Source organism: Stenotrophomonas sp. EMP41 (genome assembly GCF_047495535.1).
Taxonomy (GTDB): Bacteria; Pseudomonadota; Gammaproteobacteria; order Xanthomonadales; family Xanthomonadaceae; genus Stenotrophomonas; species Stenotrophomonas sepilia.
On the sequence record NZ_CP179923.1, the window covers coordinates 2,536,028 to 2,563,023 of the forward strand.

Here is a 26,996-nt window from a genome sequence, read left to right on the forward strand (position 1 = left end):
ATTTTATACTGGTGCACATGTTCCCTGCCCCCACCCCTGTCGATCCGGCCCAGGCCGTGCAGCGCATCCGCGAACTGGCCCGTGCGCATGGCTTCCAGCGCTGCGGCATCGCCGGCATCGAGCTGGGCGAGGATGAGGCGCACCTCGCCGACTGGCTGGGCCAGGGCCTGTACGGCACGATGGACTGGATGGCGCGCCACGGCACCCTGCGCGCACGACCGGCCGAGCTGTTGCCCGGCACTGTGCGCGTGATCTCGGTGGGCATGGACTACAGCCACAAGGATGACACCGAAGCCTGGGCGACGCTGGCCGACCCGGGCCGCGCCTACGTGGCGCGCTATGCGCTGGGCCGCGACTACCACAAGCTGATGCGCAACCGCCTGCAGAAGCTGGCGACGCAGATCAACGATGAAGTCGCGCCACTGGGCTACCGCGTGTTCGTCGATTCCGCCCCCGTCCTGGAGCGCGCACTGGCCCGCAACGCCGGGCTCGGCTGGATCGGCAAGCACACCTGCCTGATCGACCGCCATGGCGGTTCCTGGTTCTTCATCGGCGAGATCTACATCGACATCCCGTTGCCGATCGATACGCCGGCCACGGCGCACTGCGGCACCTGCACGCGCTGCATCGATGTCTGCCCGACCCAGGCCATCACCGGCCCGCAGCGGCTGGACGCGCGGCGCTGCATTTCCTACCTGACCATCGAACACGACGGCGCCATTCCCGAACAGATGCGCCCGCTGATCGGCAACCGCATCTATGGCTGCGACGACTGCCAGCTGGTCTGCCCCTGGAACAAGTTCGCCAGGCGCACCGACGAAGCCGATTTCCGCGCGCGCAACAACCTCGATACCGCGCGCCTGGACCAGCTGTTCGCCTGGGACGAAGCCGAGTTCCTGCGCCGCACCGAAGGCAGCCCGATCAGGCGCAGCGGCCATGAGCGCTGGCTACGCAACATCGCCGTGGCGCTGGGCAATGCCCCGTCCTCGGCCGAAGCGCTGGCTGCCCTGCAGACCCGCATCGACGATCCCTCGCCGCTGGTGCGTGAACACGTGCAGTGGGCACTGGGCCAGCACACGGCGCGCTGACGTGCGATCCTGAAGCCCCCGTTCCGCCCGCAGCACGCCGTTTCCATGCAACCACGCAACAACGACATTTTCACCCCCAGCCAGCTCAACACCCTGGCCCGCGACCTGCTGGAAGGCAGCTTCCCGGCGATCTGGGTCGAGGCCGAACTGGGCAGCGTGGCGCGTCCTGCCTCCGGGCATCTGTATTTCACCCTGAAGGACGCGCGTGCGCAGCTGCGTGCGGCGATGTTCCGGATGAAGGCGCAGTACCTGAAGTTCGTGCCGCGCGAAGGCATGCGCGTGCTGGTGCGCGGCAAGGTGACCCTGTACGACGCCCGTGGCGAGTACCAGATGGTGCTGGACCACATGGAGGAAGCCGGCGAAGGCGCGCTGCGCCGCGCCTTCGAGGAACTGAAGGCACGGCTGGAGGCCGAAGGCCTGTTCGACCCGGCACGCAAGTGGCCGCTGCCGGCGCACGTGCAACGCCTGGCCGTGATCACCTCGCCCACCGGCGCTGCCGTGCGCGACGTGCTGAGCGTGCTCGGCCGACGCTTCCCGCTGCTGGAAGTTGACCTGCTGCCGACCCTGGTACAGGGCAGCAGTGCCGCCGCGCAGATCACCCGACTGCTGCAGGCCGCCGATGCCAGCGGCCGCTACGACGTGATCCTGCTGACGCGCGGTGGTGGTTCGCTGGAAGACCTGTGGGCCTTCAACGATGAAACACTGGCCCGGGCCATCGCCGCCAGCAGCACGCCGGTGGTCTCGGCGGTGGGCCACGAAACCGACTTCAGCCTGAGCGACTTCGCCGCCGACCTGCGTGCACCAACGCCCTCGGTGGCGGCCGAGCTGCTGGTACCGGACCAGCGCGAACTGGCCCTGCGCCTGCGCCGCACGGCCGCCCGCATGGTGCAGCTGCAACGGCATGCGATGCAGCAGGCGATGCAGCGCGCCGACCGCGCCCTGTTGCGCCTGAACGCCCAGAGCCCGCAGGCACGACTGGACCTGCTGCGTCGACGCCAGCTCGATCTGGGCCGGCGCCTGCATACCGCGTTCAACCAGCAGCAGGAGCGCCGTGCTGCGCGCCTTCGCCATGCAGCGGCGGTCCTGCGCGGGCATCATCCACAGCGCCAGCTCGACACGATGCAACGCCGCCTGGCCGCCCTGCGCGGACGACCGCAGGCAGCGATGCAGCGTCTGCTGGAGCGCGATGCACTGCGACTGCGCGGGCTGGCACGTTCACTTGAAGCAGTCAGCCCGCTGGCGACCGTGGCGCGTGGCTACAGCATCCTGACCCGCAGCGATGATGGCACCCTGGTGCGGAAGGTTGATCAGGTACAGCCCGGTGACGCCCTGCGGGCCCGCGTCGGCGACGGCGTGATCGACGTGCAGGTCAAGTAAAGGGGTTCGGCAGGGCTGCGCCCTGCACCTGCAGACGCTTCAAGCAACGGCCGAAGCAACAGCCAAAGCGGCTCTGGATTGCTGATGGTTTGGCGGGGCGGTGTGGCTGTGCAGGACACGCCGTAAACCCATCCCTGGGGGCTCGATGGCGCCATCCATGGCGCCAACGGTCCTGCACAGCCACACCGCCCCCCCCCGACAGTTTCCCGGCGACGGATCGGTAGATCCACGCCATGCGTGGATGAATCTCTGTCAGATATCGAATCAATTCGGGGTCAGATCCGTTTTCCGTAGGAAAACGGATCTGACCCCACGCCATTCCGACAGATCGCGAGAATCTGTCGAAGGCGGGGTGGGTCCGGTGGCGGGAGTGTCCGCGGCATGGATGCCGCGGCCAAGCCCCCATGGATGGGTTTACGGCGTCTCCCGCAACCGGCCCCACCCCGCCTACCCACAGGAAACCCGCTTCTGCTTCGGCTGTTGCTGTTGCCTTGGTTCGCAGCGGGTGCAGGGCTGCAAGCCCTGCCGCCTCCCCTACTTTGCCTGCTCGCAGAACTTCTGCCGGTACTCGAGCGCCTTCGGCATCAGTGCCTGCAGGTTCTGGATGCGGGTACCCGGGTTCGGGTGGGTCGAGGCGAACTCCGGCGGCGCCTGGCCGCCACTGGCCTGGCCCATGCGCTGCCACAATGGCACCGCCTCGCGGGGATCGAAGCACGCCGCTGCGGCCAGCATCAGCCCCACTTCATCGGCCTGCGTCTCGTGGCTGCGCGCATAGGGCAGCAGATACCCGTAGCCCATCGCCGACATCATCATCTGTTGCTGCTGCGCATCCATGCCGCTGGCGGCACCGGCCATCTGCCCGATCTGGGTCAGCTTCTGCTGCGCCATCCGCTGCGCACCATGGCGCAGCAGCGCGTGGGCGATCTCATGGCCCATCACCACCGCCATCGCATCACGCGTACGCGCCACCGGCACCAGGCCGGTGTAGACCGCCATCTTGCCGCCAGGCAGGCAGAACGCATTGGCCTGCTCGGACGGGATCACGTTCACTTCCCACTGGAAATCCCGCGCGAAATGCGCCGGCTGCACGCCGTGCTCCTGTGCCAGCGCGGTCTCCACCACATCCACCTTGGCGATCAGGCGCTGTGCGATATCGCGCACATCGCGCGCGATCGGCGCATTCGGATCCATCGGCCGTTCCTGCGAGAGGATCTGCTGGTAGGCCTGCAGACCGAGCGCGGTCTCCTGGCGCGCATCCAGGCTGCTGTCGATCATCACCTTCTCGCCGGTGTAGGGATCGACGGTGCGATTGGAGAACCAGTAGAACACCGCATAGCCCGCCGCCAGCAGCAGCACCCACCAGCGGATGTTGCCGAACAGGCCGCGTCGCTGCGGACCTTGGGGCGAGCGGGAGAAGGGATCGTTGCGCATCGGTGGTCTTCCAGCAGACCCCGCCGGCTGGCGGGCACGACGCAATCTTAGTGCGCGGATGCCAGCGGCGGGTGAAGCCCGATGCCGCTCAGATGCCGCGCACCAGGCGGAAGCCGATGCGCGCATTGGTGGTGTCCGAATCCTGCGATTGCCGCCAGGCCGCACGGGTCTGCTCGGGCGCATTGGCCCAGTTGCCGCCCCGGATCACCCGCGACCGGCAGCCCGGGTTGAACCAGGCGACACCATCGGACGGCGCACGCCGGTAGCTGGCGTGCCAGCAGTCGGCCACCCATTCGCTCAGATTCCCGGCCATGTCGTGCAGGCCGAAAGCATTGGCCTGGAAACTGGCCACCGGCGCCGGTCCCCACCAGCCATCGCCATAGCCGATGAAAGCGTTGTGCCAGTGCCGACCCGAAGGCGAGACGTCCTTGCTGCCGGTGAAATTGCCGCTGCCCGGCGGCGGCGTACCGGCGTCTCCCCAGGGGTAGCGGCCACTGCTCCCGGCGCGCAGCGCATATTCGAATTCGGCCTCGCTCGGCAGCCGGTAGCTGCGTCCTGTCTGCTCGGACAGCCATGCCGCGTAGTTCTCGGCATCCCGCACGCTGACATGCATCACCGGCGAGTTGCCCAGTGCGCGCGCGCCATCGTAATCCGAACGCCAGTCGACGCCGCTGCGGCGGATGAAATTGCCGCTGCGCTCGTCATAGACCACCGAGTGACCGCGTCGGGTCGCACGTGGTCGTGCATTGGTCGACTTCACATAGCGCTCGAAATCGCCGACGGTAATCTCGGTGATCGCCATGGCGAAGCCGCGGTCAAAGCGAACGTAATGGGAGGGGCGCTCGGCGTCGGTGGAGCCGGGCTCGGTATCACCCGCGCCCATCTGGAAGCCGCCATGCGGCACCACCACCATCTGCGGACCGCGCCCCCCATCACGCATCGCGTCGCTGAACACCTGACCCGGGCGGAAGCTGCCGTAATGGGTGGCCAGATCGATGCGTTCGCGCAACTGGGCCACCACCACATCCCCCGGCAAGGCGATGCGCAGGGCCTCGGCCAGCTTTTCGCGCGCCGGCTTCAGCCCCTGCGGCGTAGCCAGCTCGCGCAGGCCCTCATCACGCAGCTGCAGCAACGCGGCGGCGCGGATCTGCTCGATGCGCTCGAAGGCATCGGCAATGGTCGGTGACGAGTCACGTACCTTGCTGGCTTCGGCCAGCCAGGTGCCCGCGCTGGCAAAGTCGCGCACGCGCGCCGCGTCCTCGGCCCGGCGGATCAGGCCACTCTCGGCCGCCGCCAGGCCCTGCCGCGCCCGGCTGTTGTGTTCATCCAGAGCCAGCGCTTCACGGAAGTTGCCGATCGCACCGTCACCGTCCTCGCCGATCCGCCCCGACCGCAGGTCCTCCTCGCCGGCACGGTTGTAGGCCACCACGCGCTGGGCGAGCTCCACCCGGCCCTGCAGCGCGCGCACCTTCTCATCCTTCGGCGCCAGGGTCAGCAGCACCAGCGCCTGGCGACTCGCCTCGGCCAGCGCCTCGCGCTGCCGCAGTGGCCGGACCAGCAGGGCATCGGCCTGCTGCTGCAGGCGCTGGCGAGCACGCTGCAGGCCGCTGCGGGCCAGGCGGTCATCCGGGTCTTCCTCCTGCACCGCCAGCCACAGCGGAACCGCCGCGTCGGCGTCCTCGTACAGGTGCCCTTCGCTGAACGCCTTTTCGGCCGCGCGGCGCAGCTGGGCCACGCTGCGGCCCTGCCGGTCGACCCGTGGCGGTGTCCACCGCTGCACATCCTCGGTGGCATCCTCACCGGCAATGGTGACGCTGCCCTGCCCGGTCCCCGGTGTCGGCTTCGCCAGTGAACCTTCCTGCGGCCGCGCATCCTCGCCAGCAGCCGGCCCCGGCTCCGGTGTCGCCGAGGGCGACGGTGTGCAACCGGCCAGGGCCACGGCCAGAACGGTGCAGAGCACGGACGACAGCGGAAAACGCAAGCAGGATCTCCTTCGGCACGGACGCGGACCGACGTTAGGCTATTCTCCCCTGCCTGAGCAAACCCGAGTAGTAGGCCCTGACCCGTGGCAACCTGGATCACCACCCCCGCCGAGCTGGATGCGTACTTCCAGCAGCGTCCGGCCCGCATCGGCCTGGACACCGAATTCATCCGTGAACGCACCTTCTGGCCGCAGTTGGCTCTGGTGCAGATGGCGGTCGGGCAGGACATCCTGCTGATCGATCCGCTGATTCCCGGCATGACCGAGGCACTGGCGCCGTGGCTGGCCGATGAATCGATCACCAAGGTGATGCACAGCGCCAGCGAAGACCTCGTTGCCTTCAAGTGGACCTGCGGCGTGTTGCCGCGACCGCTGTTCGACACACAGATCGGCGCCTCGCTGGCCGGCATTGGTGGCGGCATGGGCTACCAGAAGCTGGTCGCGGAAATCACCGGCGTGGCGCTGGCCAAGGGCGAAACCCGCTCGGACTGGATGCGCCGTCCGCTCTCGGAGTCGCAACTGCAATACGCCGCCGACGACGTCGAGCACCTGTTCGCGCTGCATGACGCCATTGATGCCAAGTTGCAGGCGCTGGGCCGCCAGCAGTGGCTGCACGACGACGGCGAGCGCCTGCTGGCCAGCGTCGCCAATGACGAGGACCGCTGGCCGCATCTGGCGATGCGCTCAGCGCAGTTTCTCGATGCTCCCGCGCAGCGCCGCCTGCTGCGCCTGCTGCGCTGGCGTGATGTGCAGGCACGCAGCAGCGACCGCCCGCGCAGCTGGATCCTGGACAACGAACTGGCCGCCACGCTGGCACGCACGCCACCGGCCGATGCCGCCGCGCTGGCCACGCTGTTTGAACAGTTCCCGAAGGCACCGCGCAAGCTCGCCGGCGCGGTGTGGCAGGCGCTGGACACGCCGCTGGCCGATGAGGCCGAGGCACCGCTGGCGTTGCCCGCCAACGACACCAACAAGCAGGCACTGAAGAGGCTGCAGGACGCCGTTGCCGAGCGCAGCCGCGAGCTGGGCCTGCCGGATGGCGTGCTGGCCTCGCGCAAGCATCTGGAAAGCTACCTGGAGCGCCGCCAATGGCCGGCCGCACTGGCCGGCTGGCGCCAGCAGGAACTGGAGTCGCGACTGCAGGCGCTGCTGCCGGCGAACTAGCAACCCGCATCGGCCGCCTCACGGGCGGCCCTGCCAATGCTCGACAAGGACGTTGTTGCATGCCTGCATGGCCCTCTTCCGGCATGTCACGAGGGATGATCGGCTCGCTGCTTCTGGCCAGCAGCACCCCTGCATGGATCCCAGCAGCCAGCTCAACGCCTACGCGGCACTGACCGGCGGGCTGGATCTGGCCCGTTCGGCTCACTACCTCGCGCTTTCGGCACGCCTGATCGAACAGGCCCCGCTGCCAGCGCAAGACAGTCTCGAACCCTGGCTGCATCCGCACGCCCTGATGCACGGCAATTTCCCGGAATCGAGGCGTAGAGAGAGGGCCACGGCACACTCGCCTACCGGCCCGAGCTGCTGCTTGCCTTTCCGCTGCCCATGGACGATCCGCAACGCGAACGCCTGTTCCAGGTGACGGGATTCACCTCGCTGCCGACCTCCCAATGGCACGACCGCGCCGCGCTGCGCGCACTCATCCACAGCGATGCGTGTTTTGACTGGCTGGATTCGCCCCCCCCTGCATCTCGCCTCGCGGCTGTCGATGGCACTGGAGGAAATGGCGACGCCGCCCGGGCCGGAACATCTGCGTGCAGCGGGCTACCAGGTCCACGGGGAAGCCTTGCACGATGACGCAGCCGGATTGAATCTCTGCCTCAAGCAAGCCTCCTGCTGAATGCCATCGACACGGCAGCCGCATGTCCTGCTTGCCGCCGCTAACGACCGCGCTTCTAATGTCCAGCCTCGTACTCGCTGGATTGCAGCAATGACAAACGGATTTGCAAAAGACGGGCTTTCCCCCGAAGACCTTGCCTGGCGCGTGCAGGCGCGCACTGCGCTGCAGGAACGGCGCTATGCCGAACTGGATGCGTTGATTGCTCCACATGAGCTGGCCTGGCTGCAGGGAGAGAATGCGCTGCCCGGCTTCCGCTGGCGGCTGCGCAACCTGCACGACGCCACGCTGACGCTGGAAGCCCGCCTGCAACAGGCCCAGCAGTGGGCCTCGGCCGCCCCCGGCAGCTACTACGCCTGGCTTTGCCTGGGCGCCTGCTGGCAGGACGCTGCCGGCGAACTGCGCAGCGCCGACGTTGCCGCACTGGTCGAAGACAGCCAGTGGCTGGCGGCGCAGCTGGCCCGCGACCATGCCGTGCACGCCTACCTGCAGGCGATGCCGCTGTCGCCACGACCTGCGTTGGCGCTGGATGGCATCAAGCGCATCACCAGCTACCTGCGCGAACCGAACTGGCTGCGTGCGCTGCAGGCCGGGCAGCCCGCCGCATCCGATGACGCCACGCTGGCCGAGCACTACCCTCAAGCCTGGCCAAAGGCATTGCAGCTGCTGTCGCGCTTCGGTACGCCGTTGCAGACGCTGCCGGATACGCTGCCCCCGTTGCTGCGCGAGCGCAGCCAGGACGATTTCGACGCACCATTGGCGTACTGGACGCGCCTGGTACTGGAGCAGCGCCCGGACGATCTGGCCACGCTGGAAGACACCCTGTACTTCCTGTACCCGCGCTGGGGCGGCAGCCATGAGGCGATGGAGAACTTCATCGAGGGTAGCTGGTGCCGTGGCCTGGAACTGGCGCAGAGCAACGCGCTGCGGTGGCACAAGGAGCAGGACTGGATGGGCGGTCTGCCCCACCGCGAGGATGCCGACGCCGTGGCCGCGCATGAGCGCGCCTACACGCAGATCCTCGACTGGCACCTGGACCGCCACCTGCGCGCGCAGGTGCTGGCCCAGCGCGCCGGGCTGCGCTACCGGCTTGGCCGCGTTGAAGACAGCGAAGACGCCGTGCAGTGGGATCCGGACCACATGCAGGCGGTGCTTGAAGATCTGCAGCAGGCATGGACATTGGACCGCGATGTGGTCCTGCATGAGGGGCTCGGCAACCTGGAGGCCTGCGCCTGGTTCGCCCATGTCGACGGCGCCGGAGCACTGTTCGCACAGGTGGTGGACTATGCCGCGCGCGAAGGCGATTCGGCGAGCGGCCTGCTGTGGGCCGCCACCGCCATCGAGCATGGCCTGCTCGGCCAGGCCAGCGACCCGACACGCGCCAGTGTCCTGCTGCAGCGCGCGTTAAAGCTTGCGCAGCAGGACGACACCTCGGCGGTGACGTTCGCCGCCAATCTGTTCTGTGATGTTTCGCAAGCCGCGGGCCTGTCGCTGCTGCAGCGCATGGCGGACGATGGCGACGCCGGCGCGATGTCGGCACTGTGCGACCTGTACAAGGGCCGCCTCGGCGGCCGCGACCAACCGCAGTTCGCCGATGCGGAAAAGGCCGCCTACTGGCAGGAGCGTGCGGTGGAAGGCGGCGACCTGATCGCCACCTACAACCTGGCCGTGCGCCTCGTCGCCGCAGGCGGCGCGGAGAATGAAGCGCGTGCGCGCGAGCTGTACCTGCGCTGCCTGGATAAGGCCGAAGCAGGCGAGCGCGTGTGGGGCCCAACCTGCCACAACCTGGCCTGCCTGGCATTCGATGGCCGGAACGACGCGCACAAGCGCGAAGCGGTCGAACGCGCCTTGATTCCGCTGTGGTGGCGCGGCGACGACGACGACAAGCTGTGGGCTGCCGGCTATCTGGCCGACATCTACCACTTCGGTAACGGCGTCCCGGCCAATGCATTCCTCGCCCTGACCTGGCTGCAGCGTGCCAGCGAGATCGATCCGGAGTATGTGGACGTGGTACGCATGGCACCACTGATCAGCGGCGAAGGCCGCTGGTTCGGTGCCAGCCGCGCACGCAAGCAGCAGGAACAGGACCGGCAGCAGGTGGACAGCGCCACCTGGGCCCTGACCTTCGGCCAGCGCAGCCAGGACGGCAACCTCACTGCGGTCTGAAGCAACGCAAAGGGCGGCCCGGTAATCCGGGCCGCCCTTCTCATTCCAGCAGTGCGATGGCGGGAAGACCCGCCACCGTGGCAACGCCTTACCAGTTCATGTTCAGCGAGACACCGACGGTGCGCGGTTCGTTGTAGACCGCAGCCATGTAGTTCTCGATCACACCCTTGAGGTTCTTCTCGTTGGTGATGTTGCGCGCGAACAGCGCCACTTCGTAGGCACCGTAGTTGCCCGAGTAGCCGATCTTCAGGCCGCCTTCGAAATCACCCTTGGAGTTGAACTCCTTGCTGTCGTACAGCACGAAGCTGGTGTAGCCCTGCTTGTTCCAGTCGGTGGAGACGAACATGGTGCCGGCGTCGCTGACCGGGAAGTCGTAGCGGGCGGCCAGGTTGACGTTGTACTTCGGCGCGTTCGGCAGCGGGTTGCCGTCGATCTGCGCGAAGGTGTTGGCACCGACCTTGATGGTCGGGTCATTCACCGTGCACACCACCTGGCCGTTGAGGCCGCAGACCTGCGCGTAGACGCGCTTGTCCTTGATTTCGCTGTGCAGCAGGCTCAGGCCGGCGCTCAGGGTCAGGTTCGGGATCGGGCGCAGCTCCATGTCCGCTTCGAAACCATAGGCCCTGGCCTTGTCGGCGTTGAACAGCACGCCGTTGCCGTCCGAATCGTTGCCGTTGAGCTGGATGTCGTTGACGGTGTAGGTGAACGCGGTCGCGTTCAAGCGCAGGCGGTTGTCCCACAGGCTGCTCTTCACGCCCGCTTCCCAGGACAGGATGGTCTCGGAATCGGCGGTGGTGAAGTCGGCATTGAACACGGCCGAGCGGCCCTGGATGGTCGGGCCGCGGAAGCCGCGGGCGACCTTGGCATAGACGCTCACGTCCGGCGTGATCTGATACATCGCGCTCAGATCCCAGCTCGGGGTGGTGTCGGACATCTTGACGTCGGTGCGGCCCTTGTAGGTGACCACGCCAGCGGCAGTGTCAGCCGTCTTCAGCAGGCGGGTGTGCTTCTCGTCCCGGGTCTGGCGCAGGCCGGCGGTGACGGTGAACTTGTCGGTGAAGGCATAGCTCAGCTGGCCGAAACCGGCCCACGAGGTGTTCTTGTTGCGCAGGCGCACCCAGTTGTTCGGGTTGCGCGCCGCACCCTGCAGGAACCAGGCGCGCTGGTAGAAGTCGGTGGTGTCGCTGCCGTTGAAGTAGAAGGCACCGGCCTGCCACTGCAGCGCGCTGTCGTCATGGCTGGCCAGGCGGAATTCCTGGGTCCACTGGTCCAGGTCACGGATGCGGCCCATCGACTGGCCGTAGCCGTTCGGCACGCCGTTCACCGGGAAGTTCACCGCAGCGCCGCCGTCGGTGTCACCACGGCTGTAGCCAGAGGTGGTCTCATAGGCGGTGATCGAGGTGAAGTCGATCGCGCCAAAGTCGTAGCGTGCCTTCACCGAGCCGCCGTAGGTCTTGTAGGCCTGCGGGTTGTTGCCGGCTTCGTCGTAGGCGACCTGGTCGCGCGGCACGTCGGTCTTGTTCGAGCCCTTGGTCAGCGCACCGCGCAGGAACAGGGTCGAGGTGCCTTCGTAGTCACGGGCGTGGGCCGAGGCGAGGATCGAGAACTGGTCGCTCGGGGTCAGCAGCAGCTGCGCGCGTACGTTGCGGTCATCGAAGCCGCCCATCGCGTTCTTCTTCGGGCTGACCGTGCCGTCGGCACTCGGGCCCTTGTAGGTGTTGTCGACGTAGTCATCGCGGTGCTGGTACAGCGCCGACACGCGGAACGAAGCGATGTCGTTGATCGGGCCGCCGAAGCCGCCGTCGATCGACACGCTGTTGTAGGTCGCGTAGCTGGCGTTGACCCGGCCGGTGTAGTCCTGGGTCGGCTTCAGGGTGTCGAACTTGATGATGCCGGCGGTGGTGTTGCGGCCGAACAGCGAGCCCTGCGGGCCACGCAGCACTTCCACCTGGTCCACGTCATAGACCGGGTTGGACTTCAGCACCACGTGCTCCAGCACCACATCGTCCTGGATGATCGACACCGGCTGCGAGGCACCCAGGTAGAAGTCGATATTGCCGAGGCCACGGATATAGAAGCGCGGGAAGATGCGGCCGGTGGTGGTCTCCGCATACAGGCTCGGCACGCGGCCGGACAGTGCCAGCAGGGTGTCGTCGCCGCCGGCGGTGAAGTCGCGCATGCGCTCGCCCTGCACCACGCCCACCGAGACCGGCACTTCCTGCAGGTTCTGCTCGCGGTGCTCGGCGGTCACGGTGATCGTGTCCAGGCCGGTCGGGGTCGGCGCGCTGTCCTGCGCGGCGGCACCGAAGCTGCCGACCAGGGCCAGGCCGGCACAGGCCAGGGCCAGCGGATGGCGGCGGAAGGAAACGAAGGAAGACGACAGACCCGACAGGCGGCGGGAATCGGAATGGAAGGGCATGGAATGCTCTGAGGAGGCGTCCGTGCGGCCTGCGCGAGCCGGGCGGCAAGAAGGGGGGAAACTGCGCAAGCGGCCATTATCCCCCAAATTGTTACGATTTCGTTGCGCCAAAGGGGACGGAGGGGATTAAGGCGTATTCGGCACAGTGGCCGACCTCCGCGCCCCGCAGGCGCGCCGGTCCACCACGCATGCCAGAAGCGACTTAATTCCCTCCGTCCCCTTTTTTCAGCGGGCCCAGCGCCACATCGACCGTCGTCAGCAGGCGCTCGCGGCTGATGCCGTCACGGGCCTGTACGGAAATGCCGTGCAGCACCGTCGCAAAGTAATCCCCCAGCGCCTGCACCGCCACATCGCCGGCCAGCTCCCCTTCTGACTGTGCCTGTTGCAGGCGCGCGATGATCGCCGCCGTGCGGTCGCGGCGATGACCAGCCAACCAGTCGCGCACGCCCTCGCCATCCGGCGAAACGCTGCTGGCCGAGGACACTACCAGGCAGCCATGCGGGCGTCCACGACGGGTGTAGGTCAGCACCGCCTCGCGCAGCATGGACCCGATCGCCTCACGCAGCGTGGCCTGCTCCAGCGCGCGTGGCGCGAAACCACCCTCGCCCTCTTCGTACAGCGCCACGGCTTCGCGGAACAACTGCTCTTTGCTGCCGAACGCGGCGTAGATGCGTGCAGAGGCAATGCCCAGTGCTTCGACCAGTGCCGACATCGACGTGCCTTCATAGCCGCACTGCCAGAACAGCAGCATCGCCTTGCGCAACGCCTGGTCCCTGTCGAATTCGCGCGGTCGCCCTGCCATCTGCCTGCCTGCTCGAGTGAGGCGCGCAGTGTAACGCGGCTGTTGACCATCGCGAGGGTCGCGCCTATTCTTTGTCGCTCGACAAACAATTGGAGCAACACATGCAGACCCTCAAGGGCCCCAGCCTGCACCTGGCGCAGTTCGCCGGCGACCAGGCCCCGTTCAACTCACTTGCCGGCATCGCCGCATGGGCCGCTGGCCTCGGCTTCAAGGCGCTGCAGATTCCCGCCTGGGATGCACGCCTGTTCGACCTGGCCACCGCCGCCGACAGCCAGGACTACTGCGACGACATCAGCGGCACCCTGGCCGAGCACGGCCTGCAGGTCAGCGAGCTCACCACCCACATCCTCGGCCAGCTGGTGGCCGTGCATCCGGCCTACGACGAACTCTGCGATGGCTTCGCCCCGCAAGCACTGCGCGGCAATCCGAAGGCCCGCAGCGAATGGGCCCAGCAACAGCTGCACCTTGCCGCTCGTGCCTCGCGTCGGCTGGGCCTGCAGGACATGGGCACCTTCTCCGGTTCCTTCGCGTGGCCCTACCTGTTCCCGTTCCCGCAGCGCCCGCCGGGCCTGGTCGACGCCGCGTTCGATGAACTGGCGCGACGCTGGCGACCGATCCTCGACACCTGCGAGGACAACGGCATCAATCTCTGCTACGAGATCCACCCCAGCGAAGACCTGCATGACGGCACCAGCTTCGAGCGCTTCTTCGAGCGCGTCGGCCAGCACGAGCGCTGCCGCATCCTGTTCGATCCCAGCCACTTCGTGCTGCAGCAGCTGGACTATCTGGAGTATCTGGACATCTACCACCCACTGATCCGCATGTTCCACGTCAAGGATGCGGAGTTCCGCCCCAGCGGCCGCCAGGGCATCTATGGCGGTTATGCCGACTGGACCGAGCGCGCAGGTCGCTTCCGCTCGCTGGGCGATGGGCAGGTCGACTTCAAGTCGATCTTCTCCAAGCTGGCGCAGTACGACTACCAGGGCTGGGCAACGCTGGAATGGGAGTGCTGCCTGAAGGACCAGGAAGCTGGCGCGCGCGAAGGCGCCGCGTTCATCAGCGACCACATCATTCCGGTCACCGACAAGATCTTCGACGACTTCGCCGGTGCACCGATCAGCACCGCACAGATGCAGCAGATGCTCGGCATTGCCTGAGCCCCAACGGAGCATTCCCATGACCACCTTCCTTTCCGCCGGCGCTGCCGGCGACGCTTCGCTGCGCCACCACTACCTGCGCATCGATGGCCAGCGCGTGCATTGCGTCTCCGCCGGCCACGGTGCGCCCGTGCTGCTGATTCCCGGCTGGCCGCAGACCTGGTACGCGTGGCGCCACGTTCTGCAAGCACTGGCCGAGGCCGGTTTCGAAGCAATCGCCGTTGATCCACCGGGCATCGGCGAATCCGACCGTCCCGCCCACGGCTACGACACCGGCAGTGCTGCCGCAGTACTGCACCAGACCATGCTGGCGCTTGGCCACGACCGTTACCAGGTGGTCGGCCATGACATCGGCATGTGGATCGCCTATGCACTGGCCAGCGACCAGCCGCAGGCCGTGCGCCAGCTGGCGGTCACCGAAGCGGTGATTCCCGGCCTCGCGCCGGAACCCGGCATTTTCGCCGCACCGGCCGACAACATCTTCCTCTGGCACTTCATGTTCAACCAGGTGGCCGACCTGCCCGAGGCGCTCATCAGCGGACGCGAACGCGCCTACCTGGAATTCATGTTCGACCGCTGGTCGTACCGGCGCGATGCGGTGGCCGCCGATACCTACATCGCCGCCTACAGCCGCCCCGGCGCGCTGCGGGCAGGTTTCGCCTGGTACCGCGCGATTCCGGAGACCATCCGCCAGAACAAGCTGCGCGCGCAGCGCCGGCTGCCGATGCCGGTGCTCGCGATCGGCGCCGAACACGCCACCGCCGATGCGCCGATGCTGACCCTGCAACCGCATGCCGATGATGTGCGCGGCAGCATCGTCCCGGGCTGCGGCCACTTCATCATGGAAGAAGCGCCCCAGGCGTTCCTCGCACAGTTGTTGCCGTTCCTGCAGGAGGCACGCCATGCTGCTTGAGCCGGCACTGCAGCAGTTCGTTGACGCCGTCGCGGCCCATCCGCTGCCGGAGGACCTGCGCGAACTGCGCGCGATCAGCGAGAACGCGCTGCCACAGCTGCAGGGCGCGCTGCAGCCGGTAGCACATGTGGTCGAACACACCGTGATCGCTCGCGACGGGCAGGCGCTGGAGCTCCGCCTCTACACGCCGCAAGGACTGTCCCATGGGCCCGCGCCGGCCCTGCTGTTCGCCCATGGGGGTGGCTGGTTCCAGTGTTCGCTGGCGGTCTATGACGGTCCTTGCCGTGCGCTGGCCAATGCCAGCGGCTGCGTGGTCGCCGCCGTGGGCTACCGGCTGGCGCCGGAGCACCCGTTCCCAGTGCCGCTGTACGACATCGCTGACGCCTGGCAGTGGCTGCAGGACCACGCCGAGCGCCTCGGCCTGGACCCACAGCGGCTGGCGATCGGGGGCGACAGCGCCGGTGGCAACCTCGCGGCCGCCTGCTGCCTGCTGCTGCGCGAACTGGGCCTGCCGCAACCGTGCCACCAACTGCTGCTGTATCCGGCGCTGGATGCCGGCATGGACAGCGATTCCTACCGCGACTACGCCGCTGGCTACTACCTCAGCGCCGAACTGATGCAGCGCTGCTGGCAGGCCTATCTGGGGGATCTGGCCGAGCCGCCGGCGCTGGCTTCGCCGGCCCACGCAACCGACCTGAAGGGGCTGGCGCCCGCCTCCGTGCTCAGCTGTGAGCACGACCCGCTGCGCGACGAGGCCGAATACTACGCGCGACGCCTGCAGGCTGCGGGTGTCGGCTGCACGCTGGAGCGGCTGCCGGGGATGATCCACGCCTGCATGCACCTGCAGGCGGTGAGCACCGCCACTGCAGTCGCGGTACAACGCGCGGGCGATCTGCTGCGCCACGCCCTGGCCTGAAACGGCCCGGGACGGCGGTGGATCCCGTCCCTGCCCCGTCCCGGCCGGGCGCTTGGCAAGCGCGGCGGGCGGCGCTACACTGAAAGCCTGCCGTGGGGCCATAGCTCAGCTGGGAGAGCGCGTCGTTCGCAATGACGAGGTCAGGAGTTCGATCCTCCTTGGCTCCACCACTCTTCAGAAGAACCCGCAGATCGCCGTGATCTGCGGGTTTTTCTTTTCAGCGCCTCCGGCTCAGGCCGGCTCCTGGTCGCCATCCTTGCGTTGCGGGCCGCGCGAGTGCGCATCGCGCACCTGTTGATCGCGCTGCCCCGGCCGCTGCTTGGCCACATCGTCCTGCTTCCTGTCCTGGCGGCTTTCCTGGATACCCTGCTTCGGGTCCTGATCCCTGCTTTGCTCGTTCATCGAAAATTCCCTCGCCGGCAGCAGGCCAGCGTTGCCACCACGCTAGAGGTTGCCGGGTGAGCCGCGGGTCAGTCCCATGCCAACATCGTGTGCAGGAAGCGGCTTGCCGCCAGCGCCCCGCGCGGCCAGAATCCGGGGCACCACGCTCACCGGTGTGCCATGCCCTCCCCTGCCCAGCACGCAGCTCACGCGTTGCCGATGCTCCTCAATGCGACCGACGGCAGGATCCAGCTCGGCAACCTGCCAGCATTGATCGGCCCCACCTTGTCACTGGACGAAGCGCGCGTCGCCTTTGCCGCGCTGGTGCGAGGGGAGCGCGATGTCGGCACCGGCTATCACTGGCTCAGCCTGCACCGGCTCAGCCTGGGCGGTGCGCCCGCTGGCATCAGCCTGGGCTTCCACGGGCAACAGCTCGACAGGGTGACGATGGGCGTCGATCTGCCTGATGCGACACTGGAAGACGGCTGGCCGACCCAGGCCGCGATCGATGCCGAAGTCGCTTTCATGCGGCGCACTCTGGCCACGGCACTGGGGCGCACACTGGCAGGTGGCCACGCCCGCTTCGGCTGGGGCGAGGCCTGGGCCCGGTTCGACCCGAAGGGATTCATGGCCAGCAGCGGCATCCGCTACTCGCTTCGCACGTGATGGCGCTCAGGTTCGGGTGATCGACACGCCGCCTTCAACGCGCATTGCGGTACCGGTAACGAAGCTGCTTTCATCGCTGGCCAGGAACAACGCCGCATTGGCAATCTCCTCCGGTTCGGCCATGCGCTTGAGCGCGTGCAGCGATCGCACGAAATCACGCGCATCACCGGTCGGTGCCGCCTGCCGGCCCATCTCGGTATCGGTGCCCCCGGGCAGCAGCACGTTGCTGCGCACGCCGCGCGCGCCGTATTCGGCGGCAATCACCTGGCTCAGGCCGATCAGCCCGGCCTTGCTCGACGCATAGGCGGCCATGCCCGGGAAGCCCACGGTGTGGCCGACAAACGTGCCGACAAACACCAGCGAGCCGCCCCCGCGTGCCAGCAATGCCGGCAACTGCGCGCGTGCCGCGTGGAAAGCGGCATCGAGATTGGTGGCCATCACTTCGCGCCAGGCCTCTACCGGGAACTCCGCCGCCGGCACGCCGGGGCCGAGCATGCCGGCATTGTTGAGCGCGATGTCCAGGCCTCCGAATGACTGCTGGGCCAGATCGACCAACGCCTGCGCCGTGCCCGGCTCGGCCACGTCGGCGGCATGCACCACGACCTCGCCGCCGCCGGCACGGATCTGCCCGGCCAGTTCCTGCAGCGGCTCCGGCCGCCGCGCATTGAGCACCAGTTTTGCCCCTTCGGCAGCAAAGCGCAGGGCGCTGGCACGACCAATGCCAGCGCTGGCACCGGTGATGAGGGCGATCTTGTTGTTCAGGCGCATGAGAGTGGTTCCGGTTGTGGAGTGGCCGCCACGATGCCGCGTCTCCGGCCCACCAACACTCCGTTTCCGGGCCTCGCGGCCAGGTGCAGGAAACGGAGTTTCCGCAGAACCGGCACGTGCCAGAATCCGCCCATGGACAGCACCGCCACCACCGCCCTCGATGCCCGCGTCGAACGGGTCTGCCGCCATCTGCAGGCCAGCCTCGACGAGCCCTCGCTGCAGGAGCTGGCCGACATCGCCGGCTGCAGCCCGACCCGGCTGCATCGCCTGTTCAAGCAGGCCACCGGGTTGACCCCGAAGCAGTACGCCGCCGCGCTGCGCGCCGATCGCCTGCGCACCGGGCTGCAACAGCAGGAACGCATCACCGACGCCTTCCACGATGCCGGCTTCGGTTCCAGTGGTCGCTTCTACGAGAACGCGCCAAAGCTGCTGGGCATGACGCCAAAGCAATGGCGTGCCGGTGGACGCGGCGAAGTCATCCACTTCGCGCTTGCCGAAAGTTCGTTGGGCAGCGTGCTGGTGGCCAGCAGCGCCACCGGCGTGGTCGCGATCCTGCTCGGCGACGATCCGGAAGCGCTGCTGCAGTCACTGCAGCAGCGCTTCCGCCAGGCCGAACTGGTCGGGGCCGACAGCGGCTATGAACAACTGGTGGCACAGGTGGTGGGCCTGGTCGAGGATCCCTCGCGAGGCGCCACGCTGCCGCTGGATATCCGCGGCACGGCTTTCCAGCAACGGGTCTGGCAGGCGCTGCAGCAGATTCCCCGTGGACAGACGGCCTCGTATGCCGATATCGCCGCGCGTATCGGCGCGCCGCGATCGAGCCGCGCGGTGGCACGCGCCTGCGCAAGCAATCCGCTGGCCGTGGCGGTGCCCTGCCACCGGGTGGTGCGCCGCGACGGCGACCTGTCCGGCTATGCCTGGGGCGTGGCACGCAAGCGCGAACTGCTGCGCCGGGAAAAGGTCGCCAACGGCTGACGCGGCGCGGTACCCGGCAACCTTGGCCGGCACACCCGCCAAGCCCTCAATCCAGCTTCACCACCAGCTTGCCGAAGTTGCGCCCCTGCAGCAGGCCAAAGAAGGCTTCCGGCGCCTTCTCCAGCCCTTCCACCACGTCCTCGCGGTACTGGACGCGGCCCTCGCGCAGCCACTGCGCCATCTCGCGCTCGAAGTCCGGCCACAGGTGCTTGAAGTCGTGCACGATGAAACCGCGCACGGTCAGGCGCTGGCGCAGGATCTGGCTGAACAGCGCCGGCAGGCGGTCCGGGCCAGGCTGCGCGACGCCACGATTGTTGTAGGTGGCGATGGTGCCGCACACCGGAATGCGGGCGAAGTCGTTGAGCAATGGCAGCACCGCATCCAGTACATGGCCCCCGACGTTCTCGAAGTACACGTCGATACCTGCAGGCACCGCCGCGCGCAGCTGCTCGGCAAAACCAGCAGCGCGATGATCCAGCGCAACGTCCACGCCCAGCGTCTGCAGATAGGCACGCTTGGCCTCGCCACCGGCGATGGCCACCACGCGCGCGCCCTGCAGCTTGGCCAGCTGCGCCACAGTCGCACCGACCGGCCCCGTTGCGGCGGCCACCACCAGCGTCTCTCCCGGCTGCAGGCGGGCGATTTCATGAAGGCTGGAATAGGAGGTGAAGCCTGGCATGCCATACACCCCCAGCGCCGTACTCAACGGCAGCCCGGCGGGATCCAGGCGGCGGCCCAGCGCCTTGGCCGGCAGCACCGCGTGGGTCTGCCACCCGCCCGGCGCCAGCACCAGTTCGCCCACTGCGACACCCTCAGCCCTGGACTGCAGCACCTCGGCCACGGTCTGGCCTTCCATCACAGCCCCCACCGCCACCGGCGCGGCATAGGACGGTCCCTCATCCATGCGTCCACGCATGTACGGATCCAGTGAAAGGTAGCGATTACGCAGCAGCACCTCGCCGTCGCCCAAGGGCGGCAGCGCGGCATGCTCCAGGCGGAAATTGGCTGCAGTAGGCGCCCCCTGCGGACGCGACGCCAGCACGATGCGGGTGGTGGTCGATGAGTCGGACATGACGACGATCTCTGCTGTTGCCAGCGTCAGGAAGGGAACGCCGACACTACGCCGCAGCGTTCCCCCATGGCGGTCACGAAAACAGCGTTCCATGTCAGGTGTCGGTGCCGTCCACGCGCTGGCCCCGCCACGCCGCTTTTGTCGATCACCGTGGCCCGCTGAATTCCGCCGCAGGCGATGATCACCGCGCCGCCGCGCCCGGATGAATCGGCATCCAGCGCGCCCCCGCCCCGCGACGGCGGATCAAGTACTTGCACCTGCGCAGACGGCAATGTGAAGGTTTTTTGCCAAAATGCTTGCCGTAGGCGACTGACCTCCGTAATATGCGCGTCCTTGGCAGCGACCTCGCTGCAATGAACTACGTGGCCGAGTAGCTCAGTTGGTAGAGCAGGGGATTGAAAATCCCCGTGTCGGCGGTTCGATTCCGTCCTCGGCCACCACGTTCGACAGCCTGCAGAAATGCGGGTCTTTTTTCGGGAATCGCAGTTGATCGTGATTGCCACACAGTTTGGCCGAGTAGCTCAGTTGGTAGAGCAGGGGATTGAAAATCCCCGTGTCGGCGGTTCGATTCCGTCTTCGGCCACCATCTTTCGAGACCTGCAGAGATGCAGGTCTTTTTTTTGTCCGTGCTTCGCGCACTGCACAAGTTGCGGATGCGGCGCCTGCGCACACGCCCGGTTGACGAAACATTTACACCGGCATGCGCGGCGGCACCTACGCTCCAGACTCCTGCCTGGAGCCTAACGATGCCTCTGCGCCCCGCCCTGCTCGCCTGCCTGCTGCTGGCCGCCTTCCCGGTGATCGCCACTGAACCTGTGCGCGCGGTCGAGCGCCTGGACATCGATCGCTACGCCGGCCAGTGGCACGAGATTGCGCATCTTCCGGTCTCGTTCCAGAAGCAGTGCGTGAGCGAGATCACCGCCAACTACGGACTGCGCAGCGATGGCCGCATCAGTGTCACCAACGCCTGCCGCAACGGCGACGGTGAGCGCGTGGTCGCCGAGGGCGTGGCACGCACGGTGGCCGGCCATCCCGGCCAGTTGCAGGTGCGCTTCGCGCCGGACTGGCTGAGCTGGGTCCCGCTGGTCTGGGCCGACTACTGGGTGCTGGCGCTGGATCCGGACTATCAGTGGGCGCTGGTCGGTGAACCGGACCGGAAGTACCTGTGGATCCTCTCGCGCCTGCCGGAAATGGATCGCGCACGCTTCGAAGCGCTGAAAGAAAAAGCCGAGGCCATGGGCTACGACCTGCGCCCACTGCGCCTGATGGCTCCGCTTCGCGATACGCCCGCCGATTGAACCGCGGCGCAACCGCGGCGCCGCGCGCGCGCCATCCGGCGCCGCGCACGCCCGGCCGCCATCTTCACGCGCTACCCTCTGCGACGGGTCGCCACAGGCGATCCAAACGACCATACGCCGTAGTATGCTTATCCAAACGCACCCCTCCAGAGGACTTGCGCCCATGCTCCACCGTTTCCGTATCGCCTTGATTGTCCTGTGCACCCTCGCCCTTGTTGCCTGCAACAACGGCATCGTCAAGCGTGTTTCGGAACCGGCGGCCAGCCTGCAGCAGCTGACCGTGCGTGCCGACGGCAACTGGACCGTGGCCCTGCGCCTGCAGAACTTCAGCTCGATGCCGATGACTTTCGATGACGTCTCGCTGGCGCTGACCGTCGGCGACAACGAGGCCGGCACCCTGCAGGCCAGGCCCGGCATCTCCATCGGCGGCACCTCCGCCGACGTCATCAATATCGACCTCGTGCCCAGCTCGGCCGCGCGCCTGGTGGTGGCCGATGCGCTGGCCAGCAACCGCACCCTGGCCTATGGCCTGAAGGGAACGGTGGCGGCCACCCCGCAGGAAAAGAAGCAGCGCAGCTTCGACATCAGCAGCCGCAGCACCCTCAACCAGGCCCCGGGCCTGCCGGGCGTGCTGCGCTGAACCCGCCTTTCGTGGCGGCGCCCGGCGCCGCTCTCCCCCGCCCTGATCAAATCGAGACGTACCGATGAGCAGCTACACCGCCCCGCTTTCCGACCTTCGTTTCGCCCTGCACGACGTGCTCAAGGTCGAACCCCTGTTCGCCCGGCTGGGCTTCACCGACGCCACCGCCGACGTGGTCGATGCCGTGCTGGAAGAAGCCGGCCGCTTCAGCGCCACCGTGCTGGCCCCGCTCAACAGCGTCGGCGACGAGATCGGCTGCGTGCTCGACCAGGCCACCGGTGAAGTGACCACCCCGCCCGGCTTCAAGCAGGCCTACGACCAGTTCGTCGATGGCGGCTGGACCGGCCTGACCGCCTCGCCGGAGCTGGGCGGCCAGGGCCTGCCGCACACCCTGGGCGTGCCGCTGAACGAAATGATCAACGCCGCCAACCTGGCGTGGGGCAACTTCCCGCTGCTCTCGCACGGCGCCATCGAAGCGTTGAAGCAGCACGGCGAGGCCTGGCAGCACGAGGCTTTCCTCAAGCCGCTGATCGAGGGCCGCTGGACCGGCACCATGTGCCTGACCGAACCGCACTGCGGTACCGACCTCGGCCTGCTCAAGACCAAGGCCGAGCCGAACGCCGATGGGAGCTATTCGATCACCGGCACCAAGATCTTCATCACCGCCGGCGAGCATGACCTGACCGAGAACATCGTGCACCTGGTGCTGGCCAAGCTGCCCGACGCTCCCCCGGGTGCCAAGGGCATCTCGCTGTTCGTCACCCCGAAGTTCAAGGTCGACCGCGACGGCAACGTCGGCGAGCGCAACGCACTGCGCTGCGGCTCGATCGAGCACAAGATGGGCATCAAGGGTTCGGTCACCTGCGTGATGAACTTCGATGGCGCGCAGGGCTACCTGGTCGGCCAGCCGCACAAGGGCCTGCAGGCGATGTTCACCATGATGAACACCGCGCGCCTGGGGGTCGGCCTGCAGGGCATCGGCCTGTCCGAGCGCGCCTACCAGAACGCGCTGAAGTACAGCCGTGAGCGCCTGCAGTCGCGCGCCCTCAGCGGCGCCAGGTTCCCTGACAAGCCGGCCGACCCGATCCTGGTCCACCCGGATGTGCGCCGCATGCTGCTGACGGTGAAGTCGCTGGTCGAAGGCAGCCGCCTGCTGGCGCTGCACGCCGCAACCCTGATCGACGTCGCCCACCATGCCGAAGATGCGGCCGAGCGCGAGCGCGCCGACACCCTGGTGAGCTTCCTGACCCCGATCTCCAAGGCCTGCCAGACCGAATGGGGCATCGAGAACACCTACAACGCCCTGCAGTGCTTCGGTGGCCACGGCTACATCCGCGAGCACGGCATGGAGCAGCTGGCCCGCGATGCCCGCATCACCACGCTGTATGAAGGCACCACCGGCATCCAGGCGCTGGACCTGATCGGCCGCAAGACCGCGTCCAGCCAGGGCGCCGGCCTGAAGCTGATGCTGGCCGAGATCGAAGCCTTCGCCAAGGAACACGAGGGCAACGAAGCGCTGGCCGAGTTCATTGGCCCGCTGCGCGCCAAGGCCGCCGAATGGGGCAAGCTGACGATGGACGTGCTGCAGCGCGCGGCCGGCAATCCGGACGAACTGGGCGCAGCCAGCTACGACTACCTGTTCTATTCGGGCTACGTGGTGCTGGCCTACTGGTGGGCCCGCAGCGTCGCCGCCGCCGACGCCAGCGCACACGGCGCCGCTTTCGCCCAGGGCAAGCGCGAAACCGCGCGGTTCTACTTCGCCCGCGTGCTGCCGCGCACGCTCAGCCACGCCGCCGCGATCCAGTCCGGCGCCGCCCCGCTGATGGCGATGGACGACGAGCGCTTCGGCGCCTGAGCCGGGCTGCCGCCCGGCACCGGTAGTGCCGGCCGCTGGCCGGCAACCGCAAAAGCAACAGCTGCATCCCGGTGGATGGCGGGGCGGTGTGGGTTGGCAGGACACGCCGTAAACCCCGCTCCGCGGTCCGGCCCAGCCGCTGGCGGCTGTGCGTTCGGGCGCTTGCGAAGCAGTGCTTCGCAAGCAAAGCACCCTCACCCTTGGGGGCTCGAGGGCGCCTTGCTCGTGTGCGCTGTCCTGCGCACACGGCAAGACCGGGGTTGGGGCGTCCTGCCCAACCCGCCCGAGGCATGCCTCGGGCCCATGGCGCCAACGGTCCTGCCAACCCACACCGCCCCGCCTCTGACAGTTCCCCGCGATCTGCGTAGATCCACGCCACGCGTGGATGAGAACCACCGGAATCCATCTGGAGAAGAGCCCCCCTTTGTTAAGGGGGGCGCACCGACAGGTGCGGGGGATAGGAGGAATGCGCGGACCTGAATGTTGACGATTTGCGTATCGCCGACAGGCGATACACAAATCGTCAACATTCAGGTATAAGCTGTTCTCCCGATGGAGACAGACACTACACGCTTGGGTCTGATCGAAGCCGGAGCTCCGTTTTCTGCTCCGGGCGCCGAAGCATCGCCCAACGCCACGACGCTGCATCGCCCCGGTTCGGTCCGGCTGCTCTCGCTTGATGCCCACGGACGCGTACTGGACTGGATCACCTGGCAGGATGCGGCCTGCCTCTACGCCCGCGAGGCAGTGGCCTGGACGCTCGGCGATCCCTGCCTGCACATCCACGGTGGCACCAACCGCTTCAGCGGCCTGCAGAGCGGCATGGACCTGCACCCGATCATCGCCGCCCGCGGCCACGCCCGCTCCCGCGCGATCGACCCGACGCCGAACCTGACCAACCAGGCCCTGTTCGCCCGCGACGCCCATCTGTGCATGTACTGCGGCCAGCAGTTCACCCGTCCCACGCTCACCCGCGACCATGTCATGCCGCTGTCCAAAGGTGGCCTGGACTGCTGGGAAAACGTGGTCACCGCCTGCTTCCACTGCAATTCGCGCAAGAGCGACCGCACCCCGCAGCAGGCCGGCATGCCCCTGCTGGCAGTGCCCTACCGGCCCAGCTGGATCGAGCACCTGATCCTGTCCAACCGCAACATCCTGGCCGACCAGATGGCCTTCCTGAAGGCGCAGTTGCCCAAGCGCTCGAAACTGAGCACCTGAACGCCCGAAAATGCAACCCTCACCGTCCTGTCACGGACGGCGGCGTTTGCTTGCCCCACCCCCGTTTGAGGGCGAAAATGGGCGTTCAGAAAAAGTGCGAACATGATGATCGACTCTGCCCGCTATCCCCGCCTCGCGCGCATCCAGACACCGGATGACCTGCGCACGTTCGACGAATCCGAATTGAGGGCGGTCGCCGACGAACTGCGCGCCTACCTCATTGAATCGGTGGGCAAGAGTGGCGGTCACTTCGCCGCCGGCCTGGGCGTTATCGAGCTCACCGTGGCCCTGCACTACCTGTACCAGACACCGCACGACCAGCTGGTCTGGGACGTCGGCCATCAGACTTACCCGCACAAGATCCTGACCGGCCGCCGCGACGAGATCCACACCGTCAAGCAGAAGGACGGCATCGCGCCGTTCCCGAAGCGCGAGGAAAGCGAGTACGACACTTTTGGTGTCGGCCACTCCTCGACCTCGATCTCGGCCGCGCTCGGCATGGCCATCGCCCGCCAGTCCGAAGGCGACGACCGCAAGATCGTGGCGGTGATCGGTGACGGCGCGATGACCGCCGGCATGGCGTTCGAAGCGCTGATGCACGCTGGCGGCATGGAGCCGGAGCCGAACCTGCTGGTGATCCTCAACGACAACAACATGTCGATCTCCGAGGCCGTGGGCGGCCTGACCAAGATGCTGGGCCGCGCCACCGGCAGCCGCACGCTCAACGCGCTGCGCGAAGGCGGCAAGAAGATTCTCGGTGACAAGAAGAACAATCCGGCACGCTTCGTGAAGCGCTGGGAAGAACACTGGAAGGGCATGTTCGTGCCCTCCACGATGTTCGAGGAAATGGGCTTCCACTACACCGGCCCGATCGACGGCCACGACATGCCGGCCCTGCTGTCCACGCTGAAGACGCTGCGCGCCTCCAAGGGCCCGAAGCTGCTGCATGTGATGACCACTAAGGGCAAGGGCTACGAGCCGGCAGAAGGCGATCAGATCGGTTACCACGCCGTGGGCCCGTTCGATCCGGACAAGGGCCTGGTGGCCAAGGCCGGGGCCAAGAAGCCGACCTATACCGATGTATTCAGCGACTGGCTGTGCGATGCCGCCGCCGCCGAGCCGCGCCTCTACGGCATCACGCCGGCGATGCGCGAAGGCTCCGGCCTGGTGCGCTTCAGCAAGGAATACCCGCAGCGCTATTTCGACGTGGCGATTGCCGAACAGCATGCGGTCACCCTCGCCGCCGGCATGGCCACCCAGGGTGGCAAGCCGGTGGTGGCGATCTACTCGACCTTCCTGCAGCGCGCGTACGACCAGCTGGTACATGACGTGGCCATCCAGGATCTGGACGTGCTGTTTGCGATCGACCGCGCTGGCGTGGTCGGTCCGGACGGCGCGACCCACGCCGGCAACCTCGACCTCAGCTTCCTGCGCTGCGTGCCGAACATGGTGGTGATGGCACCATCCAATGAAGCCGAGTGCCGGCAGATGCTCAGCACCGGCCTGCAGCACCCGGGACCGGCTGCCGTGCGCTACCCGCGCGGTACGGGTACCGGCGTTGCGGCCGGCACCGACCTGTCGACCCTGCCGATCGGCAAGGGCGAGCTGCGCCTGCAGGGCAACCGCATCGCCCTGCTTGCCTTCGGCAGCACCGTGCCCGCCGCCGAGCAGGTCGGCCGCGAACTGGGCCTGAGCGTGGTCAACATGCGCTTCATCAAGCCACTGGATCGCGAGCTGGTTCTGACCATGGCCGCCCAGCACGAGGGCCTGGTCACGATCGAAGACAACGTCGTGGCCGGTGGTGCCGGTTCCGGCGTCGGTGAACTGCTCAATGCCGAAGGCGTGCTGCGTCCGATCCTGCACCTGGGCCTGCCCGACAGCTACCAGCACCACGCCAGCCGCGAGGACCTGCTGGCCGAAGCCGGTATCGATGCGGCCGGCATCCGCGCCGCCGTACTCAAGCGTTGGCCCCAGCTGGCCGCAGGCAGCCCGCCGCTGAGTGCAGCGGGCTGAGGCCGTTCGGGAATCCACGC

22 protein-coding genes and 3 tRNA genes are annotated in these 26,996 nt (G+C 67.5%); 18 read left to right on the plus strand and 7 right to left on the minus strand.

What is annotated here, in order from left to right:
• The first annotated feature begins 17 nt into the window (after positions 1–17).
• A complete protein-coding gene (gene queG / locus ACMGRF_RS11690) occupies positions 18–1,088 on the plus strand; it encodes a tRNA epoxyqueuosine(34) reductase QueG (RefSeq protein ID WP_049415844.1) in 1,071 nt (356 codons plus the stop codon).
• A gap of 45 nt (positions 1,089–1,133) precedes the next feature.
• A complete protein-coding gene (gene xseA, locus ACMGRF_RS11695) occupies positions 1,134–2,465 on the plus strand; it encodes an exodeoxyribonuclease VII large subunit (protein ID WP_414485230.1) in 1,332 nt (443 codons plus the stop codon).
• Positions 2,466–2,999: 534 nt separating this feature from the next.
• Here xseA and ACMGRF_RS11700 read toward each other — a convergent pair.
• Both ACMGRF_RS11700 and ACMGRF_RS11705 read right to left on the minus strand, forming a co-directional pair.
• Positions 3,000–3,896, minus strand: a complete 897-nt coding sequence (locus tag ACMGRF_RS11700; RefSeq protein ID WP_005417787.1) for a M48 family metallopeptidase — start codon at positions 3,894–3,896, stop codon at positions 3,000–3,002.
• 88 nt (positions 3,897–3,984) lie between these two features.
• The gene (locus ACMGRF_RS11705; RefSeq protein ID WP_414485231.1) at positions 3,985–5,877 is read right to left on the minus strand and encodes a formylglycine-generating enzyme family protein; all 1,893 of its coding nucleotides are present in this window, start codon (positions 5,875–5,877) and stop codon (positions 3,985–3,987) included.
• An 84-nt stretch (positions 5,878–5,961) separates the two neighbouring features.
• Here ACMGRF_RS11705 and rnd point away from each other — a divergent pair, with 84 nt between their 5' ends.
• The 3 genes from rnd to ACMGRF_RS11720 all read left to right on the plus strand — a co-directional run bounded on the left by rnd (position 5,962) and on the right by ACMGRF_RS11720 (position 9,883).
• On the plus strand, positions 5,962–7,041 hold the full coding sequence (gene rnd / locus ACMGRF_RS11710; RefSeq protein ID WP_312548394.1) for a ribonuclease D: 1,080 nt from the start codon (positions 5,962–5,964) through the stop codon (positions 7,039–7,041).
• 133 nt (positions 7,042–7,174) lie between these two features.
• Entirely contained in the window at positions 7,175–7,462 is a 288-nt protein-coding gene (locus ACMGRF_RS11715; protein ID WP_414485232.1) for a hypothetical protein, read from the plus strand.
• A 348-nt stretch (positions 7,463–7,810) separates the two neighbouring features.
• A complete protein-coding gene (locus ACMGRF_RS11720; RefSeq protein ID WP_414485233.1) occupies positions 7,811–9,883 on the plus strand; it encodes a DUF4034 domain-containing protein in 2,073 nt (690 codons plus the stop codon).
• An 88-nt stretch (positions 9,884–9,971) separates the two neighbouring features.
• On the opposite strand, the gene ACMGRF_RS11725 is transcribed toward ACMGRF_RS11720, so the two are convergent.
• The gene (locus tag ACMGRF_RS11725; protein ID WP_049416646.1) at positions 9,972–12,302 is read right to left on the minus strand and encodes a TonB-dependent receptor; all 2,331 of its coding nucleotides are present in this window, start codon (positions 12,300–12,302) and stop codon (positions 9,972–9,974) included.
• A gap of 202 nt (positions 12,303–12,504) precedes the next feature.
• Positions 12,505–13,104: a TetR/AcrR family transcriptional regulator gene (locus ACMGRF_RS11730; RefSeq protein WP_414485234.1), complete on the minus strand. Its 600-nt coding sequence runs from the start codon at positions 13,102–13,104 to the stop codon at positions 12,505–12,507.
• Between the two features lie 101 nt (positions 13,105–13,205).
• Between ACMGRF_RS11730 and ACMGRF_RS11735 the strand changes: the two genes are divergently transcribed.
• The 4 genes from ACMGRF_RS11735 to ACMGRF_RS11750 all read left to right on the plus strand — a co-directional run bounded on the left by ACMGRF_RS11735 (position 13,206) and on the right by ACMGRF_RS11750 (position 16,260).
• Positions 13,206–14,261, plus strand: coding sequence for a sugar phosphate isomerase/epimerase family protein (locus ACMGRF_RS11735; protein ID WP_049416650.1), 1,056 nt, complete (start codon positions 13,206–13,208; stop codon positions 14,259–14,261).
• A 19-nt stretch (positions 14,262–14,280) separates the two neighbouring features.
• Positions 14,281–15,174, plus strand: coding sequence for an alpha/beta fold hydrolase (locus tag ACMGRF_RS11740; RefSeq protein WP_049416652.1), 894 nt, complete (start codon positions 14,281–14,283; stop codon positions 15,172–15,174).
• Positions 15,164–16,090, plus strand: coding sequence for an alpha/beta hydrolase (locus ACMGRF_RS11745; protein ID WP_414485235.1), 927 nt, complete (start codon positions 15,164–15,166; stop codon positions 16,088–16,090). The genes ACMGRF_RS11740 and ACMGRF_RS11745 overlap by 11 nt, the downstream gene beginning before the upstream one ends.
• 94 nt (positions 16,091–16,184) lie before the next feature.
• Positions 16,185–16,260: transfer RNA gene (locus ACMGRF_RS11750), tRNA-Ala, on the plus strand.
• A 61-nt stretch (positions 16,261–16,321) separates the two neighbouring features.
• Here the strand turns inward: ACMGRF_RS11750 and ACMGRF_RS11755 are convergent.
• A complete protein-coding gene (locus ACMGRF_RS11755) occupies positions 16,322–16,492 on the minus strand; it encodes a hypothetical protein (protein WP_162838143.1) in 171 nt (56 codons plus the stop codon).
• 159 nt (positions 16,493–16,651) lie between these two features.
• Here ACMGRF_RS11755 and ACMGRF_RS11760 point away from each other — a divergent pair, with 159 nt between their 5' ends.
• Positions 16,652–17,137, plus strand: coding sequence for a hypothetical protein (locus ACMGRF_RS11760; RefSeq protein ID WP_414485236.1), 486 nt, complete (start codon positions 16,652–16,654; stop codon positions 17,135–17,137).
• A 6-nt stretch (positions 17,138–17,143) separates the two neighbouring features.
• On the opposite strand, the gene ACMGRF_RS11765 is transcribed toward ACMGRF_RS11760, so the two are convergent.
• The gene (locus ACMGRF_RS11765) at positions 17,144–17,905 is read right to left on the minus strand and encodes an SDR family oxidoreductase (protein ID WP_100478502.1); all 762 of its coding nucleotides are present in this window, start codon (positions 17,903–17,905) and stop codon (positions 17,144–17,146) included.
• 132 nt (positions 17,906–18,037) lie between these two features.
• Here ACMGRF_RS11765 and ACMGRF_RS11770 point away from each other — a divergent pair, with 132 nt between their 5' ends.
• The gene (locus tag ACMGRF_RS11770; protein ID WP_099542617.1) at positions 18,038–18,880 is read left to right on the plus strand and encodes a bifunctional transcriptional activator/DNA repair enzyme AdaA; all 843 of its coding nucleotides are present in this window, start codon (positions 18,038–18,040) and stop codon (positions 18,878–18,880) included.
• Between the two features lie 46 nt (positions 18,881–18,926).
• Here ACMGRF_RS11770 and ACMGRF_RS11775 read toward each other — a convergent pair whose 3' ends face one another.
• Complete coding sequence (locus ACMGRF_RS11775) at positions 18,927–19,952, minus strand: NADP-dependent oxidoreductase (protein WP_414485237.1); 1,026 nt, start codon at positions 19,950–19,952, stop codon at positions 18,927–18,929.
• Positions 19,953–20,316: 364 nt separating this feature from the next.
• Between ACMGRF_RS11775 and ACMGRF_RS11780 the strand changes: the two genes are divergently transcribed.
• The 7 genes from ACMGRF_RS11780 (at position 20,317) to dxs (ending at position 26,976) form a co-directional block, all read left to right on the plus strand.
• Positions 20,317–20,392, plus strand: a tRNA-Phe gene (locus ACMGRF_RS11780).
• 70 nt (positions 20,393–20,462) lie between these two features.
• Positions 20,463–20,538 (plus strand) — tRNA-Phe (locus ACMGRF_RS11785).
• A 160-nt stretch (positions 20,539–20,698) separates the two neighbouring features.
• Positions 20,699–21,250: a lipocalin family protein gene (locus ACMGRF_RS11790; protein ID WP_049416669.1), complete on the plus strand. Its 552-nt coding sequence runs from the start codon at positions 20,699–20,701 to the stop codon at positions 21,248–21,250.
• Between the two features lie 163 nt (positions 21,251–21,413).
• Positions 21,414–21,890, plus strand: a complete 477-nt coding sequence (locus tag ACMGRF_RS11795) for an LEA type 2 family protein (RefSeq protein WP_049439009.1) — start codon at positions 21,414–21,416, stop codon at positions 21,888–21,890.
• A 64-nt stretch (positions 21,891–21,954) separates the two neighbouring features.
• Positions 21,955–23,745, plus strand: coding sequence for an acyl-CoA dehydrogenase C-terminal domain-containing protein (locus ACMGRF_RS11800; RefSeq protein ID WP_049416664.1), 1,791 nt, complete (start codon positions 21,955–21,957; stop codon positions 23,743–23,745).
• A gap of 552 nt (positions 23,746–24,297) precedes the next feature.
• Positions 24,298–24,963 (plus strand): HNH endonuclease, encoded by a 666-nt coding sequence (locus ACMGRF_RS11805; protein WP_032954353.1) that lies wholly within the window; start codon positions 24,298–24,300, stop codon positions 24,961–24,963.
• 105 nt (positions 24,964–25,068) lie between these two features.
• Positions 25,069–26,976, plus strand: a complete 1,908-nt coding sequence (gene dxs / locus ACMGRF_RS11810) for a 1-deoxy-D-xylulose-5-phosphate synthase (protein WP_099487342.1) — start codon at positions 25,069–25,071, stop codon at positions 26,974–26,976.
• The last annotated feature ends 20 nt before the right edge of the window (positions 26,977–26,996 follow it).

Excerpts from the sequence above, each read along its gene's own strand:
- queG (WP_049415844.1), top strand. The coding sequence starts at position 18 with ATGTTCCCTGCCCCCACCCCTGTCGATCCGGCCCAGGCCGTGCAGCGC.
- xseA (WP_414485230.1), top strand. The coding sequence starts at position 1,134 with ATGCAACCACGCAACAACGACATTTTCACCCCCAGCCAGCTCAACACC.
- ACMGRF_RS11700 (WP_005417787.1), bottom strand. The coding sequence starts at position 3,896 with ATGCGCAACGATCCCTTCTCCCGCTCGCCCCAAGGTCCGCAGCGACGC.
- ACMGRF_RS11715 (WP_414485232.1), top strand. The coding sequence starts at position 7,175 with ATGGATCCCAGCAGCCAGCTCAACGCCTACGCGGCACTGACCGGCGGG.
- ACMGRF_RS11720 (WP_414485233.1), top strand. The coding sequence starts at position 7,811 with ATGACAAACGGATTTGCAAAAGACGGGCTTTCCCCCGAAGACCTTGCC.
- ACMGRF_RS11725 (WP_049416646.1), bottom strand. The coding sequence starts at position 12,302 with ATGCCCTTCCATTCCGATTCCCGCCGCCTGTCGGGTCTGTCGTCTTCC.
- ACMGRF_RS11730 (WP_414485234.1), bottom strand. The coding sequence starts at position 13,104 with ATGGCAGGGCGACCGCGCGAATTCGACAGGGACCAGGCGTTGCGCAAG.
- ACMGRF_RS11735 (WP_049416650.1), top strand. The coding sequence starts at position 13,206 with ATGCAGACCCTCAAGGGCCCCAGCCTGCACCTGGCGCAGTTCGCCGGC.
- ACMGRF_RS11740 (WP_049416652.1), top strand. The coding sequence starts at position 14,281 with ATGACCACCTTCCTTTCCGCCGGCGCTGCCGGCGACGCTTCGCTGCGC.
- ACMGRF_RS11745 (WP_414485235.1), top strand. The coding sequence starts at position 15,164 with ATGCTGCTTGAGCCGGCACTGCAGCAGTTCGTTGACGCCGTCGCGGCC.
- ACMGRF_RS11755 (WP_162838143.1), bottom strand. The coding sequence starts at position 16,492 with ATGAACGAGCAAAGCAGGGATCAGGACCCGAAGCAGGGTATCCAGGAA.
- ACMGRF_RS11760 (WP_414485236.1), top strand. The coding sequence starts at position 16,652 with ATGCCCTCCCCTGCCCAGCACGCAGCTCACGCGTTGCCGATGCTCCTC.
- ACMGRF_RS11765 (WP_100478502.1), bottom strand. The coding sequence starts at position 17,905 with ATGCGCCTGAACAACAAGATCGCCCTCATCACCGGTGCCAGCGCTGGC.
- ACMGRF_RS11770 (WP_099542617.1), top strand. The coding sequence starts at position 18,038 with ATGGACAGCACCGCCACCACCGCCCTCGATGCCCGCGTCGAACGGGTC.
- ACMGRF_RS11775 (WP_414485237.1), bottom strand. The coding sequence starts at position 19,952 with ATGTCCGACTCATCGACCACCACCCGCATCGTGCTGGCGTCGCGTCCG.
- ACMGRF_RS11790 (WP_049416669.1), top strand. The coding sequence starts at position 20,699 with ATGCCTCTGCGCCCCGCCCTGCTCGCCTGCCTGCTGCTGGCCGCCTTC.
- ACMGRF_RS11795 (WP_049439009.1), top strand. The coding sequence starts at position 21,414 with ATGCTCCACCGTTTCCGTATCGCCTTGATTGTCCTGTGCACCCTCGCC.
- ACMGRF_RS11800 (WP_049416664.1), top strand. The coding sequence starts at position 21,955 with ATGAGCAGCTACACCGCCCCGCTTTCCGACCTTCGTTTCGCCCTGCAC.
- ACMGRF_RS11805 (WP_032954353.1), top strand. The coding sequence starts at position 24,298 with ATGGAGACAGACACTACACGCTTGGGTCTGATCGAAGCCGGAGCTCCG.
- dxs (WP_099487342.1), top strand. The coding sequence starts at position 25,069 with ATGATCGACTCTGCCCGCTATCCCCGCCTCGCGCGCATCCAGACACCG.